Origin of the sequence: Variovorax sp. PCZ-1 (assembly GCF_018413605.1) — a bacterium.
Lineage (GTDB): Bacteria > Pseudomonadota > Gammaproteobacteria > Burkholderiales > Burkholderiaceae_C > JANMDU01.
The window spans coordinates 1499554-1514323 of record NZ_JAHCDN010000001.1 but is presented as its reverse complement, the minus strand read 5'-3'; the positions used below and the strand labels follow the sequence as shown (position 1 = coordinate 1514323).

Annotated in this window: 13 protein-coding genes; 7 read left to right on the top strand and 6 right to left on the bottom strand. The window is 55.4% G+C overall.

Translation table 11 applies throughout. From position 1 onward, the window contains the following. Positions 1–6: 6 nt before the first annotated feature. The 3 genes from KIH26_RS07260 to KIH26_RS07250 all read right to left on the bottom strand — a co-directional run bounded on the left by KIH26_RS07260 (position 7) and on the right by KIH26_RS07250 (position 2938). Positions 7–1299 (bottom strand): TRAP transporter large permease, encoded by a 1293-nt coding sequence (locus KIH26_RS07260; RefSeq protein ID WP_213443738.1) that lies wholly within the window; start codon positions 1297–1299, stop codon positions 7–9. After that, entirely contained in the window at positions 1296–1793 is a 498-nt protein-coding gene (locus KIH26_RS07255) for a TRAP transporter small permease (protein ID WP_213443737.1), read from the bottom strand. The genes KIH26_RS07260 and KIH26_RS07255 overlap by 4 nt, the downstream gene beginning before the upstream one ends. 131 nt (positions 1794–1924) lie before the next feature. Beyond that, positions 1925–2938 carry a TRAP transporter substrate-binding protein gene (locus tag KIH26_RS07250; protein ID WP_213443736.1) on the bottom strand — a complete coding sequence of 338 codons (1014 nt, stop codon included), beginning with the start codon at positions 2936–2938 and terminating at the stop codon, positions 1925–1927. 301 nt (positions 2939–3239) lie between these two features. On the opposite strand from KIH26_RS07250, the gene KIH26_RS07245 reads away from it, so the two are divergent. From KIH26_RS07245 to KIH26_RS07230, 4 genes are all read left to right on the top strand, one after another. Then, the gene (locus KIH26_RS07245; RefSeq protein ID WP_213443735.1) at positions 3240–3989 is read left to right on the top strand and encodes an electron transfer flavoprotein subunit beta/FixA family protein; all 750 of its coding nucleotides are present in this window, start codon (positions 3240–3242) and stop codon (positions 3987–3989) included. 14 nt (positions 3990–4003) lie between these two features. Beyond that, positions 4004–4936: an electron transfer flavoprotein subunit alpha/FixB family protein gene (locus KIH26_RS07240; protein ID WP_213443733.1), complete on the top strand. Its 933-nt coding sequence runs from the start codon at positions 4004–4006 to the stop codon at positions 4934–4936. 167 nt (positions 4937–5103) lie between these two features. Further along, positions 5104–6894 carry an acyl-CoA dehydrogenase gene (locus KIH26_RS07235; protein WP_213443732.1) on the top strand — a complete coding sequence of 597 codons (1791 nt, stop codon included), beginning with the start codon at positions 5104–5106 and terminating at the stop codon, positions 6892–6894. 157 nt (positions 6895–7051) lie between these two features. Further along, positions 7052–8023, top strand: coding sequence for an NAD(P)H-dependent flavin oxidoreductase (locus KIH26_RS07230; protein ID WP_213443731.1), 972 nt, complete (start codon positions 7052–7054; stop codon positions 8021–8023). Positions 8024–8050: 27 nt separating this feature from the next. On the opposite strand, the gene KIH26_RS07225 is transcribed toward KIH26_RS07230, so the two are convergent. Beyond that, positions 8051–9103: a histone deacetylase family protein gene (locus tag KIH26_RS07225; protein ID WP_213443730.1), complete on the bottom strand. Its 1053-nt coding sequence runs from the start codon at positions 9101–9103 to the stop codon at positions 8051–8053. A gap of 341 nt (positions 9104–9444) precedes the next feature. Between KIH26_RS07225 and aceA the strand changes: the two genes are divergently transcribed. Beyond that, entirely contained in the window at positions 9445–10749 is a 1305-nt protein-coding gene (gene aceA, locus KIH26_RS07220; RefSeq protein ID WP_213444770.1) for an isocitrate lyase, read from the top strand. Between the two features lie 185 nt (positions 10750–10934). On the opposite strand, the gene KIH26_RS07215 is transcribed toward aceA, so the two are convergent. Continuing rightward, a complete protein-coding gene (locus KIH26_RS07215) occupies positions 10935–11444 on the bottom strand; it encodes a MarR family winged helix-turn-helix transcriptional regulator (protein WP_213443728.1) in 510 nt (169 codons plus the stop codon). Positions 11445–11511: 67 nt separating this feature from the next. Here KIH26_RS07215 and KIH26_RS07210 point away from each other — a divergent pair, with 67 nt between their 5' ends. After that, complete coding sequence (locus tag KIH26_RS07210; RefSeq protein ID WP_213443727.1) at positions 11512–12495, top strand: alpha/beta hydrolase; 984 nt, start codon at positions 11512–11514, stop codon at positions 12493–12495. An 88-nt stretch (positions 12496–12583) separates the two neighbouring features. Here the strand turns inward: KIH26_RS07210 and KIH26_RS07205 are convergent, their stop codons facing one another. After that, entirely contained in the window at positions 12584–13066 is a 483-nt protein-coding gene (locus tag KIH26_RS07205; protein WP_213443726.1) for a DUF302 domain-containing protein, read from the bottom strand. 91 nt (positions 13067–13157) lie between these two features. On the opposite strand from KIH26_RS07205, the gene KIH26_RS07200 reads away from it, so the two are divergent. Continuing rightward, positions 13158–14753 (top strand): cryptochrome/deoxyribodipyrimidine photo-lyase family protein, encoded by a 1596-nt coding sequence (locus tag KIH26_RS07200; RefSeq protein WP_213443725.1) that lies wholly within the window; start codon positions 13158–13160, stop codon positions 14751–14753. The last annotated feature ends 17 nt before the right edge of the window (positions 14754–14770 follow it).

The window sequence follows — 14770 nt, the reverse complement described above, 5'->3', positions numbered from 1 at the left end:
ACAGCATTATTTCATCAAAGAAGGCAGCCACAGGCTGATCTGCGGAAACGCCACCAGCAGTATCAATACACCAATCATCGTGAGCACGAAAGGCCAGCAGCCTCGGAAGATGTTTCCTAGGCCGACTTTTGGCAGCAGCGCATTGAGCACAAAGAGATTCATGCCCACTGGCGGTGAGATCAGGCCGATTTGTACGATCATGACGATCAGCACGCCGAACCAAACGGGATCAAAGCCAAGCGCTGTGACGATGGGGAAGAAAAGGGGGATGGTGAGCAGCACCATGGTCAGCTCTTCCATCACCGTGCCCAGGATCACGTAAATCAGCATCATGGCTGCGATGATCATCACGGGGGAGAGGCCTTGGCTGGTGATCCAGGTTTTGAGATCGCCGGGGAGGGATGTGAAATTCACAAAGTTTGCGAAGATGGTGGCGGCGATCAACAAAGTGAAAAGCATGGCCGTGGTGCGAGCAGATTCCACGAGCACTTGAAAGAGCACACGCCAAGTGAGCCGCTTGCGCGCGAGAGCGAAGATGAACGCACCTGAAGCGCCGATGCCAGCGCCCTCGGTAGCCGTGAACACGCCGCCGTATATGCCGCCGAGCACGACCAATACCAACAGGATCACACCCCAAATGCCACGCAAAGCTTTCCAGCGGTCTGGCCAAGAAGTCTTCTCGCCGGCAGGGGCGTGCTCAGGATCGCGCTTGGTCATCATCACGATGCAGAGCATGAGGCAAGCTGCAGTGATCAAGCCGGGGATCACGCCAGCCGCGAAGAGCTTGCCGATGTTCGTCTCTGTCACGATGCCGTAGATCACCATGATGGTCGATGGCGGGATCATGATGCCCAGCGTGCCGCCAGCGGCCATCACGCCTGTGGAGAGCGAATCAGAATAGCCGAGCTTTTTCATGCTCGGGTAGGCCACTTTGCTCATGGTGGCCGCTGTGGCAATGGATGAGCCGCATATCGCGCCGAAGCCCGCGCAGGCGAGCACCGTGGCATGCGCTAAGCCGCCACGCAGATGGCCGATGAAGGCGTAGGCCGCGGCGAAAAGCTCATGCGCAAGGCCAGCGCGTGCGACGAAATTGCCCATGAGGATGAAGAGTGGGATCACGGAGAGTGTGTAGGCAAACCCCGTTTCTTGCACCACCTGAGCGGCGCTGGCAAAGGCGGGATTCCAACCGCGCGTGAGCCCCATGCCGACCACGCCGACGATACCCATGGCAAAAGCCAGCGGCATGCGCAAGAGCGCCATGATGAAGATGGCTGCGAAGCCTAGGAGTGCTTCGGTCATAGTGCTGCTCCTTCACCCTCTCCAGCCTCACGACCAGGGAAGAAGGCTAGGGCGAGATGCACCAGTCCAGTGACAGCGCAAAACACTGCCATGCCGTAAATGAAAGGCGCCTTACTGATTTTGAGCTGCGCAGTCGTCTCACCGTATTCAGCAAACTGTGCGCCCGTTTTCCACATCAATGCCGCCAACGCCATCATCAACACAGCGCAGACGATATGCACAAAGGCTTTTTGAATCTTCACCAGCCATGCCGGCCACACGCTATCCAGCGAATCAAAAATCACATGCTCACCGCGCTCGCTCACCAAAGGCAAGCCTGCAAAGATCACGATCACCATCAAAAGCTCAGTAAGCTCCAGAGAGCCGGGAATGGACTGCGAGAGCAACTTCCTCCCGCCCACATCAAAAAACGTGAGCACCATGATGGCAAACAAAGCTGCGGCGCAGAGCAGGCCGCAGAGTTTATCGAGCAGGGATTGGAGCTGGAGGCGCATAGATTTTTAGCGAGCAAAAAAGAAGAACGCAAAATCCGCAGAAAAAACACAAAAGACGCAGAAAAGCAACCGTACTTTTGCGTCTTCTGCGAAATTTTTGCGTCTTTTGCGTTCCTTCGGTTAGACCGATGTTACTTCTCAGCCTTGGCAATCTCAGCGCGGAATTCGGCGAGCACAGCCGCTGCGTTTTTCAGACCCTTGGCTTGCGAGTCTGCTACCCATTTGGCTTCGAGGCCAGCCGTTTTGGCTTTCACGTCCGCAACAAATTTCGCATCGGCTTTCACGATCTGCACATTGTTGGCTTGCATCAAGCCCATAGCGCGACGGTCAACCTTATCCCAGCCACGGCCGAAGATGCGCGCTGCGACTTCGCCGCTGATCGCGTCAACAGCTTTCTTCTCGTCAGCGCTCAGCTTGTTGTATTTATCTGCATTCATCACGAAGGCAAAGCTCGTGTTGTAGAGGCCTCCAGGGAAGGTGGTGGCGTGGCGGATGATTTTGTCGATGCGGAAGGATTCGGTGGATTCAGCGGGGAAGAGTGTGCCGTCCATCACGCCGCCAGAGAGCAGCTCAAAGGATTCTGGCGCAGGTTTGAGCGTGACGTTCATGCCCAGCGTTTTGCTGATCTCATTGACCATGCCACCGCCCACGCGGAATTTCAAGCCACCCAGATCTTCCACCTTAGCAATCGGGCGCTTGGTGTTGAACACGATGCCGGGGCCGTGCGTGAAGAAAGAAATAACTTTCATGCCCTGATGCTCAGCGGCGAATTCTGGATTTTTCATGGCCACTTTGTTGTAAGCCACGGAGATGGGCTCGGAGAAATTGCCCAAGAAAGGCAGCTCAGCCATCTGCGTGTATTGGTAGCGGCCTGGCGTGTAGCCTTGCACTGAGAAGCTGATATCGGCGAGGCCGTTTTTCACGGCATCAAACGTGCCGGGTGGGGCAGACACAGCGCGGGGCAAGATATTGCATTTCATTTTGCCGCTGGTGTTCTTTTCAAGCAGATCGCACCATTCTTTTTGCGCCATGGAGAGCGTGTGCGTAGGAGGCAACCAGCTGGAAGCGGTGATCACCGTTTGAGCCTGCGCAGCGAGGCCGCTTGTCATAGCGAAAGCCGCAAGAGTGATGGCTTTGAATTTCATGGAAGCTCCTGAGATAAAAAGGACAGAAAATGATGCAATGCAGCAATGTAACGTTCAGATCTGCTTCGAGCCGTACTGACTTACCCGAGTTTCCCAACTGATGGGTTGGTGAACTGTCCGCCAGCTGACAAAATTAGAGCAGCCGCCTTATTCGCAGCCTGCATCTTGCCTATAATTCACAGAAAAGAACGACCGTTCGTTTTTACGGTTTCTGTGCAGCAAGCCCAGGTTTTGCTGCACTGCAACCTACAATGGTGCAGTTTACGTAAACGTCAATCTAAAGTAACTGGAGCGCAAGCATATGAAGGTATTGGTCGCCGTTAAGCGAGTTGTGGACTACAACGTGAAAGTCCGCGTGAAATCGGATGGCACGGGTGTGGATATCGCCAACGTCAAAATGAGCATGAACCCCTTTGATGAGATCGCCGTGGAAGAAGCCACGCGCCTGAAAGAGAAGGGCATGGCCACCGAGGTGATCGCGATTTCTTGCGGCCCCACGCAATGCCAAGAGACGCTGCGCACAGCCATGGCCATTGGCGCAGATCGCGGTATTTTGGTGGAGACGAGCGAAGAGCTTCAGCCTTTGGCCGTGGCCAAATTGCTCAAAGCCATCGTTGACAAAGAGCAGCCTGGTTTGATCATTCTCGGCAAGCAAGCGATTGATGATGATTGCAACCAAACCGGCCAGATGCTCGCTGCCTTGGCTGATCTGCCGCAAGCGACTTTCGCATCGAAAGTTGAAGTGGCCGACGGTAAAGCACAAGTGACACGTGAAGTGGATGGCGGCTTGGAGACTCTGTCTGTGACCATGCCAGCCGTCATCACCACCGATTTGCGTTTGAATGAGCCACGCTACGTGACTCTGCCGAACATCATGAAGGCCAAGAAAAAGCAGCTTGATGTGTTCAAGCCAGAAGACCTCGGTGTGAACGTTGCGCCGCGCATCAAAACGCTCAAAGTGAGCGAGCCGCCTAAGCGCAGCGCTGGTATCAAAGTGCCTGATGTCGCCACGCTCGTGGACAAGCTCAAGAACACCTCCAAAGTCATCTAATCGGGAGACTCAACATGACAACCCTCGTTATTGCAGAACACGACAACGCCTCCATCAAAGGCGCCACCCTGAACACCGTGACCGCAGCATTGGCTTGCGGCGGTGATGTGCATGTGCTCGTTGCGGGCAGCGGCGCTGGCGCAGCAGCTACGGCAGCTGCAGCCGTTGCTGGTGTGAGCAAAGTGATTCACGCGGACGGCTCTCAGTTTGCCAACGGCTTGGCAGAGAATGTGGCCGCACAAGTGCTAGCCATTGCATCTAGCTATTCACACATCTTGTTCCCAGCCACTGCTTCCGGCAAAAATATCGCGCCTCGCGTTGCTGCAAAGCTCGATGTCGGTCAGATCTCCGACATCACCAAAGTCGAAAGTGCCGATACGTTTGAGCGCCCGATCTACGCTGGTAATGCGATTGCTACTGTGCAATCTGCAGATGCTGTGAAAGTCATCACCGTGCGTACCACAGGTTTCGATCCCGCAGCAGCCACAGGCGGCTCGGCAGCGATTGAAACCGCCGCAGCCGCTGCCGATTCTGGCAAGAGCAGCTTCGTCGGCTCTGAAATCGCTAAGCTTGATCGCCCAGAACTCACCGCCGCCAAGATCATCGTCTCCGGTGGCCGCGCTTTAGGCTCCAGCGAGAAATTCAATGAAGTGATGACCCCGCTGGCCGACAAACTCGGCGCTGCTCTGGGCGCATCACGCGCAGCAGTGGACGCAGGCTACGCGCCCAACGACTGGCAAGTCGGCCAAACCGGCAAGATCGTCGCGCCTCAGCTGTACGTTGCATGCGGCATCTCTGGTGCGATTCAACACTTGGCCGGCATGAAAGACAGCAAGGTCATCGTGGCAATCAACAAGGATGCAGAAGCCCCCATTTTCAGCGTGGCTGACTATGGGCTAGAAGCGGATTTATTTGCTGCAGTGCCGGAGCTCGTTAGCAAACTTTGATCTGAACTCCACGTTTATTTTTGAACGCAAAAGACGCAAAAATTGCGCAAAAAACGCAGAAGAAACACAAGATTTGATTTTGGTATTTTTCGCGTCTTTTGCGTAACTTCTGCGTCTTTTGCGTTCTAGTTTTTCCACGCTATTCATTCAGTCATTAGAGACAACACATGACCTACAAAGCCCCCCTCAAAGATATGCTGTTTGGCATCAAGCATATCGCCAATATTGATGCTGTCGCCCAAATCCCCGGCTTCGAAGACGCAGGCTATGAGACTGCGCAAGCCGTGCTTGAAGAATGCGCCAAGTTCAACGAAGGCGTGTTGAGCCCACTGAACTGGACAGGTGACATCAACCCCAGCAGCTTCAAAGAAGGCAAAGTGACCACCACGCCCGGTTTCAAAGAGGCGTTCAAGCAATACACCGAAGGTGGCTGGCAAGGTTTGCAGCACCCGGCCGATTTTGGCGGGCAGGGCTTGCCCAAAACCATTGGCGCGGCTTGCATTGAAATGTGCAACAGCGCGAACATGAGCTTCGCGTTGTGCCCTTTGCTGTCTGATGGCGCGATTGAGGCGTTGCTCACCGCTGGCTCTGATGAACTCAAAGCTACCTATCTTGAGAAACTCGTCAGCGGCCAATGGACGGGCACGATGAACCTCACCGAGCCACAAGCCGGTTCAGACTTGGCTCTCGTGCGAACCCGCGCCGAGCCGCTGCCTGATGGCACTTACAAAATCTTCGGCACCAAGATTTACATCACCTACGGCGAACACGACATGGCCGAAAACATCGTGCATCTCGTGCTCGCTCGCGTGCAGGGCGCACCTGAGGGCGTGAAGGGTATTTCGCTCTTTGTCGTACCGAAATTCATGGTCGGTAAAGATGGCTCGCTCGGCGCTCGCAACGATGTGCATTGCGTGAGCATTGAGCACAAGATGGGCATCAAGGCTTCGCCTACGGCTGTATTGCAATATGGCGACAACGGCGGTGCGATTGGTTATCTCGTTGGCCAAGAAAACCGTGGCCTCGAATACATGTTCATCATGATGAATGCTGCTCGCTATGCCGTGGGCATGCAAGGCATTGCTGTGGCCGAGCGCGCTTACCAAAAGGCCGTGCAATACGCGAAAGACCGCGTGCAGAGCCGCCCGGTGGACGGCTCGATTGCAGCCAGCGCCCCCATCATTCATCACCCCGATGTGAAGCGCATGCTCATGACGATGCGCGCCTACACCGAAGGCTGCCGCGCGATGGCTGCGGGTGCTGCGGCAGCGTTTGATGCAGCGCATCATCACCCTGACGCCGAAGTGCGTAAACAAAATGCTGCCTTCTATGAATTCATGGTGCCGCTCGTCAAAGGCTACTCCACCGAGATGAGCCTCGAAGTCACCAGCCTTGGCGTGCAAGTGCACGGCGGCATGGGCTTCATCGAAGAGACGGGCGCTGCGCAGTATTACCGCGATGCAAAGATTCTCACGATCTATGAAGGCACCACAGCCATTCAAGCCAACGATTTGGTCGGCCGCAAGACTGCCCGTGATGGCGGCCAAACCGCCAAAGCCATCGTGGCGCAAATCGAAGCGACTGAGAAAGCATTGGCTGCGCGCGACAGCGTGAATGCTCGCGCCGTGCTCAAGCGTTTGACCGCTGCTCGTTTGGCTCTCATCGACGTGATCGAATTCGTGGCTGGCAATACGAAGGCTTCTCCAAACGCCGTGTTCTCCGGCAGCGTGCCATACCTCATGCTCGCAGGCAATGTGTTCGCAGGCTGGCAAATGGCTCGCTCTCTGCTAGTGGCTGAAGACGAGCTCGCCGCAGGCAACGACGCAGACTTCATGAAAGCCAAAATCACCACGGCTCGCTTCTACGCAGACCACATCCTGAGCAAAGCGCCTGGCGTGCGAGACAGCATTGTTGAAGGTGCCGAATCAGTGACCGCGCTTGCTTTAGAGGCTTTCTGAATCTAGAAATTTGAACGCAGAAGACGCAAAAGTTACGCAGAAAACGCAAAAAAGAAATACAAAATCGGTATTAATCTTTTCTGCGCCTTCTGCGTAACTTTTGCGTCTTTTGCGTTCTATTCTTTGAGTTCCCAAATCATCAATCAACGAGACAAAAATGCGCCAACTCCCCCCCATCCTGCAAAACCTGCCTTTCCCCGTCATCGGCAGCCCACTCTTCATCATCAGCAATCCGAAATTAGTGATCGCCCAGTGCAAAGCGGGTGTCGTCGGCGCGATGCCCGCGCTCAATGCTCGCCCCGCTGAGCAGTTGGGTGAATGGCTGCAAGAAATCACTGAGGAGCTGGCCGCTTACAACAAAGCCAATCCAGACAAACCAGCAGCGCCGTTTGCCATCAACCAAATCGTCCACAAAAGCAACGACCGCTTGGATCACGACATGGCGCTCTGCGAGAAATACAAAGTGCCCATCATCATCACGTCTTTAGGCGCGCGTGAAGATGTGAACCAAGCCGTGAAAGCCTGGGGCGGCATCACGCTGCATGATGTGATCAACAACGTTTATGCTCGCAAAGCCATCGAGAAGGGCGCAACCGGCCTCATCCCGGTAGCAGCAGGCGCTGGCGGCCATGCGTCCACCAAGAGCCCATTTGCCATGCTGCAAGAAATCCGCCAGTGGTTTGACGGCCCCATCGCCCTCTCAGGCTCCATTGCCAGCGGCGATGCCATCCTCGCCGCCCAATGCGCAGGCGCAGATTTGGCCTACATCGGCTCCCCCTTCATCGCCACGCACGAAGCCCGCGCCGCTGAAGAGTACAAAAAGATGATCACCGAGTGCAACTCGGATGACATCGTCTATTCCAATTTCTACACGGGCGTGCATGGCAACTACCTCAAAGGCAGCATAAAAAACGCCGGCATGGATCCAGACAATCTGCCCGAGAGCGACCCGAGCAAAATGAACTTCGGCTCCAGCGGTGGCGCAAAGGCCTGGAAAGACATTTGGGGCTGCGGCCAAGGTATCGGTGTGATCAAAGAAGTCACCTCAGCCGGCGAGCTGGTTACACGCTTGAAGCGCGAATACGCAGCCGCTCGTGCGCGTATCGCCGCGCTGCCTGCCTATTCCTGATCTGCTCGGTGAGCTGCTGGCGAAATGCTAGGCCTCAAACCCCTCCAGCACATTCGCCACATTCACCCCCACTTCGCCCACCGCGTAGCCGCCTTCAAAGGTGAGCACCGTGGGTAGGGCCAGCTCGCGTAGGGCTTGGCCGATGCTCAGGTAGTCTGCGCTGCGCAGCTTGAAGCCGGAAATGGGGTCGCCTTCAAAGGTGTCCACGCCTAGCGGCACAACGAGGGCTTCGGCTTGGAATTGGCGCACTTGCGCAATCGCTTGCTGGAGCGCGGCAAACCATTGCTCGAAGCCTGTGCCGCGCGGCAGCGGTATGTTGAGATTGAAGCCTGCTCCCGCGCCCGCGCCGCGCTCGTCAGCATGGCCGAGGAAGAAGGGGTATTCGGTGCGCGGGTCGCCGTGGATCGAGAGGGTGAAGATGTCGGCGCGCTCGTAAAAGCAGGTTTGTGTACCGTTGCCGTGGTGGTAATCAATATCGAGAATGGCGACGCGCTTTTTGCCGACATCTCTCAGAGCCTGCGCGGCCACAGCGGCATTGTTGATGAAGCAATAGCCACCCATGTAAGCGGGGCCAGCATGGTGGCCGGGCGGACGGGTGAGGGCGAAGGCGGCGCGCTCGCCTGCGAGCACGGCATGCACGGCTGCTAATGCGCAGGCTGCGCCTTGGCGGGCGGCTTGCCAGCTACCTGCGGTGAGCGGCGTGCCAGAGTCGAACGCGTATTGGCCTAGGCGTGCGGCGAAGTTGAGCGGCGGTGCGTCAAGGCGGAATGCGTGCGCTTGAGCGAGGGGCCAAACGGAGGGCAAGGCATCACGCTGCGCATTGGTGGGGTCAAGCTGCACCCAATCCTCCCAAGCCGTGGCTAAGAACTCCAAATACTCACGGGTGTGCACAGCTTCGAGAGCCGCTTGCAAAGGCAGATCGTCTGCTGGCGCCAAGATATTGCCCATCTTGCGCCGCTTGAGTTCAGCGAGCACGTATTCCAAGCGATCAGGCACTTCATGGCAATCAACCAGCTTGCCACGAAACATTTCTTGTTTGCCTGCGTGCATGTGGTGAGCGGTGTTGTGGAATGTTTTCATTGGGGAATGATAAGTGAGCAGGCAGGGCGCAAGCTTCGGGACGTTTGGCCTAAGCAAACCTGCGAGTTTTCTCACGATCTGATTATCACGATGCGCAATGTATATTTCATAATTTGAAAAATTGCTCTTGCTGCAACGCCGCATTATTTCTCAATATGGGAAATATCTATCCGCATTACGAAAAATCTTCATAACTCATTGATTTTATTGAATTTAGATTTACTCTTCTATAAGACACAAGATTGCAAATAAGTCTTATACAAGAGTTATAGTTGCTCATCGGCTTTTCGATTAACTGTCTTAACTTAAATGGAGTGATCATCATGAGCAACTGGACTAACTTGACCCGCGAACAGCAAATTGCGCAACTGGAGCAAGACTGGGCGACGAACCCACGTTGGAAGGGCATCAAGCGCGGCTACACCGCTGCTGAAGTGGTAAAACTGCGCGGCTCGCTGCAGATCGACCACACCTTGGCCAAGCGTGGCTCTGAGAAGCTGTGGAATTTGATCAACACGGAGCCATTCATCAACTCGCTCGGCGCGTTGACTGGCAACCAAGCCATGCAGCAAGTCAAGGCTGGCTTGAAAGCGATTTATCTCTCCGGCTGGCAAGTCGCAGGCGATGCCAACAGCAATGGCGAAATGTACCCAGACCAGTCTCTGTACTCTGTGGATTCCGTGCCAAAGGTCGTGAAGAAAATCAACGCCACCTTCACCCGCGCTGACCAGATCCAGTGGAGCGAAGGCAAAGGCCCAGGCGATGCAGGTTATGTTGACTACTTCGCGCCTATCGTGGCCGATGCAGAAGCTGGCTTCGGCGGCGTGTTGAACGCATTCGAACTCATGAAAGCCATGATCGAAGCAGGCGCTGCTGGTGTTCACTTTGAAGACCAATTGGCTGCTGCCAAAAAATGCGGCCACATGGGCGGCAAAGTGCTCGTGTCCACACGCGATGCTGTGAGCAAGCTCGTTGCAGCGCGTTTGGCTGCCGACGTGATGGGCACACCTACCGTGTTGCTCGCTCGTACCGACGCAGAAGCCGCGAACCTCGTGACCAGCGACATCGACGACAACGACAAGCCTTTCCTCACCGGCGAGCGCACCGTTGAAGGCTTCTACCGCGTGAAGAACGGCCTCGACCAAGCCATCAGCCGTGGCTTGGCTTACGCTGAGTACGCAGACCTGATCTGGTGCGAAACCGGCACGCCTGATTTGGCCTTCGCCAAAGCATTTGCTGACGCGATCCACGCCAAGTTCCCTGGCAAGCTGCTCTCGTACAACTGCTCACCATCCTTCAACTGGAAGAAGAACTTGGACGATGCAACCATCGCCAAATTCCAGCGCGAACTCGGCGCAATGGGCTACAAGTACCAGTTCATCACCTTGGCTGGCTTCCACTCACTGAACTACGGCATGTTTGATCTGGCCTACGGCTACGCTCGCAACAACATGAGCGCCTTCGTTGAGCTGCAAGAGAAAGAGTTCAAAGCAGCTGAGCGCGGCTTCACCGCTGTGAAACACCAGCGCGAAGTGGGCACCGGTTACTTCGACGCCGTGACCACCACCATCGAAGCCAACGCTTCTACGGCAGCTCTCAAAGGCTCCACGGAAGACGAGCAGTTCATGGACGGCACGCATCACTAAAATACTGCCCGGAGGAGATCCGAGGAGAACTCAGGCTTAAAGCTTCATCAAGCCTGCAATAGAAACCCGCTGAGCGATCAGCGGGTTTTTTTATGGATATTTGAAGTATTTTAGGCAGTTTACCGGCATAGAAACTGCGCGAGATGCTATCTAATTAGGAGTGATAGACATCAAGCAAGGAGGCATCAGTCTTGCATAGATACGCGGTGCTGCGCCAAAGCTTCATACGCGTTCAGCGAAAAATCCTGAATCTCTTCGATCTGCGTGTTGCTCAGATCACCCATCATCACATTCACCACCTGCGCCTGCACGGCAAATGCTTGGCTAGCCAGTTCTTGGCCTTGCGCGCTGAGCGTGATCACTTTGCTGCGTTTGTCCATCTCGCTGCCTTCGCGGCTGATCCAGCCGAGCTCAGCCATCTCCATGAGCACAGCGCTCATATGACTTTTGGTGACGAAGCTGCGCTGGGCGAGCTCTTGCTGGGTGAGCGAGTTGCTTTGTAGCAAATTCATCATCACATCATGCTGTGCGAGCTTGAGGCCCAGCGGCTTGATGCCCTCGGAAAGCGTTTCGGAGCATTGCTGATACGTGCGCACAACAGCTAGCCAAGCGCCCATGCCTCGCACATGAGGAATAGCTGGCAAGGCGCTTTTACTGGATTTTTTAGAGTTGGATGTCAATCGAGTGGCTGGCATATGGTTCGTTAATTGACTATAATTGGTCAAATAACGAACTAATTATAGTCTTTCAGAAAAGTCAAACATGCTAGAAATGCTCAATCCGACAGGCGGCGATGTGCTGCGCTTTGCAGCGAATGTGATGAAGGTGCGTAAGCTGCTCAATGGCGCGATGAAGCGCGATCCAATTGAGGCGCAGCGCTTGGCGGTGGAGCAGTTTTGCACGCTGCCTGAGAGCGCGCGGCGCACGCCTGATCTGGCGCGCCTACGCGATGATTCGCAGCGTTTCTTCGGATGGAAGGCAGCGCAATGGAAAGCACATGAGCAGCCCTTGCGCGAGATGATGGACGCTGCCCAGCTTTCAACGATCACGCATGATGGGTTGAGGCTGCAGTGCTATACATGGAAGCCAGAGAGTAAACCACGCGGGCGCATCTTGCTCTGCCACGGCTGGGAAGGCTATGCCCTGAATTTCGCTCTGCTGATCCAGAAAGCCCTCGCTGCAGGCTTTGAGGTGCATGCGTTTGATCATCTAGCGCATGGCCGCAGCGAAGGCAAGCTCGGCGGCCTGCCGATTGCACTGGGTACGCTGCTAGCTGTGGCTAAGTATGTGGAGAAGACGGCTGGGGCAATCGACGTTTTGGTGGGCCATTCTCTCGGTGGCGCAGCAGCTTCTTGGGCGGCGGCGCATGGCGAGATTGCCTGCAAGCGCTTGGTATTGATCGCACCGTTTTACGACACCTACAAACTATCTGGTCTTTGGGCAAAAGCGCATTTCTTATCCGAAGACATTCGCGCGAGTTTGCAAGCAGGCCTAGAAAATTCCACGGGATTGAAATTCACAGACTTCATGCCCGCTGGATTGGCCGAGCATTTCAATCAACGAAAGCAGCTGAAAGCCATGATCCTGCACGATGCAGCGGACAAAATCACCGACTTCAAACATAGTGAAATGCTCTCTGAGCTGGCGGGAAATGTACGCTTGCATCAGGCGAACAGGTTGGGGCATATTGCGGTGCTGGCAGACGAAGTTTGCATGGACCAGATCGTGGCGTTTGCTAATGCTTGATTTGAGAGAATTTGACGTCAAATTGGCAGTTTGACGGCATAGAATCTGTGCAAAGTGCTATTAAATAAATAGCAATCGATATTAATCATCAAGGCGCAACAACGGCCTTCATGATGCCCTCCAGCGCCTTGCCCATGTTGCCCGCAGCTGCACAATCAGGGCTGTTGTGGCGTTTGGCCAGATAGCTGGGGTCGTTGTAGCTGAGCATGACTTTTCCTGCTGTGTCGCTCCACACAAGAGCCTTGAGCGGGAGATCAATACCAGAGGTTTGCGCGCATTCCATCAGCGGCGTGCCGCCTGCGGGGTTGCCGAAGATGAGCAGTTCGGTAGGGCGCAGGGTTTTGCCCGCGCGCGTGGCAGCGGCGGCATGATCGACACGAGCGACCACAGCGAAGCCTTTTTCTTTCACACTGGCTTCGAGTTTGTCCATCGTCTCTTTGGCAGTGCGCGGGCTGGCGAGGGTGATCAGGCCTTCGGGTGAAGCCGATGCTGGGGCTGAGGTGCTGGACGCGCAGCCGCTGAGGAAGCTGATGCTGGCCAGGCAAAGGGTGGCGTAAATCTTGAATGTCATGAAAGTCTCCGGGGCTTTGTGTGTTGATGAGGCTCGTTTGTCGTTGCTTGATCGAAAATCTGACAACTGTTTGATCAAGAATTGTTTCACTGTGCTTCAAGTCGTTTGGTTTAAAAAAGATCTGCGTTTATCGGATCACGCGCCACTGGCGAGAGCGGTGGCGCAGGCACGCGAGCGTGGCGCGAAGGTGCTGGCGATTTGGGTGTATGAGCCGCAGATGTGGAGGCAGAGCGATATGGGCGCGCGGCATCTGCAGTTTGCCAATGATTGCTTGCGCGAGCTGAGTCATCAAATTGCAGAGCAGGGCGGGCAGTTGCTGCGTTTGCAAGCCGAGATGGTGGATGTGCTGAGTCGTTTAAAAGAGGCCTTTGGCATATTTGAGCTGCACAGCCATGAAGAGACGGGTAATGGCTGGAGCTATGCGCGAGATCAGGCTGTCATGCGCTGGTGTCGCGCGCAAGGCGTGGCTTGGCATCAACAGCCTTCCAATGCTGTGGTGCGGCGCTTGCTCTCGCATGGTGGCGGGCGTAACAAGTGGAGCGCGCATTGGACGACTCGGATGGAATCAGAGCCATTGCCAACACCACAAGGTGTGCCTTGGATGAAGCTGATGCCAACTGCATTGCAAAACTGCGGAGAGGTCAACGCGCAGGATTTGGAAGTCACAGGTGAAGTCTCTCAGCATATCCAGCGCGGTGGCCGCTCTTTGGCTGAAGAAGAATTGTTTTCATTCTTAACGGAGCGAGGCCAGTATTACCGCTCGGAAATGTCGAATCCCTTGGGCGGAGCACAAAGCTGCTCGCGTATTTCGCCGCATCTGGCTTGGGGCACGCTCTCAATCAAAGAAGCGGTGTATGCCACTTGGGCACGCCGCCAACAACTCCATGCCATGCTGGTCGGTGAGCGGCCCAGCGGCTATTTGCAATCGCTCAAGAGCTTTGAAGGCCGACTGCATTGGCATTGCCATTTCATTCAAAAGCTGGAGAGCGAGCCAGAGATCGAATGGCGCAATGTGCATCGCGGCTTCACGGGCATGCGCAATGAAGGTGAGTTGACTGAAGAAGAATCTCTCCGATTCAATGCTTGGGCAACTGGGCACACCGGCTACCCCTTCATCGACGCTTGCATGCGCAGCCTGATCGCCACCGGCTGGCTCAATTTCCGCATGCGCGCGATGATGATGAGCTTTGCTAGCTACCAGCTCTGGCTGCATTGGCGGCATAGCGGGCTACATCTGGCGCGGCTCTTTACCGATTACGAGCCCGGCATCCACTGGAGCCAATGCCAAATGCAAAGCGGCGTGACGGGTATCAACACCGTGCGGATTTATAACCCCGTCAAGCAAAGCCAAGATCAAGATCCCGCTGGCCATTTCATCCGCCGCTGGGTGCCAGAGCTGCGCGGCGTGGAAGCGGCTTTCATTCACGAGCCTTGGGCCTGTTTCAATCCGCCACCGGATTACCCTGCGCCTATCGTTGAGCTACAAAGCGCCACGCGGGAAGCCAAAGAAAAAATCTACGACTGGAAAAACCGCCCCGGCATCCGGGAGACCGCGGCCAAGGTCTACGACAAACATGGCTCGCGCAATCCAGCACGGGAAGGTGTGCAAAGGCGACGCAAAGCCTCTGTTACGTCAGCGGCAATCGCGGCCGTTGAGTCAGAGCAGCAAACCAGCTTCGATTTCTAATTTATACACAAAGCTTC

Coding starts and splice junctions, on each gene's coding strand:
- KIH26_RS07260 (WP_213443738.1), bottom strand. CDS start 1,299: ATGACCGAAGCACTCCTAGGCTTCGCAGCCATCTTCATCATGGCGCTC.
- KIH26_RS07255 (WP_213443737.1), bottom strand. CDS start 1,793: ATGCGCCTCCAGCTCCAATCCCTGCTCGATAAACTCTGCGGCCTGCTC.
- KIH26_RS07250 (WP_213443736.1), bottom strand. CDS start 2,938: ATGAAATTCAAAGCCATCACTCTTGCGGCTTTCGCTATGACAAGCGGC.
- KIH26_RS07245 (WP_213443735.1), top strand. CDS start 3,240: ATGAAGGTATTGGTCGCCGTTAAGCGAGTTGTGGACTACAACGTGAAA.
- KIH26_RS07240 (WP_213443733.1), top strand. CDS start 4,004: ATGACAACCCTCGTTATTGCAGAACACGACAACGCCTCCATCAAAGGC.
- KIH26_RS07235 (WP_213443732.1), top strand. CDS start 5,104: ATGACCTACAAAGCCCCCCTCAAAGATATGCTGTTTGGCATCAAGCAT.
- KIH26_RS07230 (WP_213443731.1), top strand. CDS start 7,052: ATGCGCCAACTCCCCCCCATCCTGCAAAACCTGCCTTTCCCCGTCATC.
- KIH26_RS07225 (WP_213443730.1), bottom strand. CDS start 9,103: ATGAAAACATTCCACAACACCGCTCACCACATGCACGCAGGCAAACAA.
- KIH26_RS07215 (WP_213443728.1), bottom strand. CDS start 11,444: ATGCCAGCCACTCGATTGACATCCAACTCTAAAAAATCCAGTAAAAGC.
- KIH26_RS07210 (WP_213443727.1), top strand. CDS start 11,512: ATGCTAGAAATGCTCAATCCGACAGGCGGCGATGTGCTGCGCTTTGCA.
- KIH26_RS07205 (WP_213443726.1), bottom strand. CDS start 13,066: ATGACATTCAAGATTTACGCCACCCTTTGCCTGGCCAGCATCAGCTTC.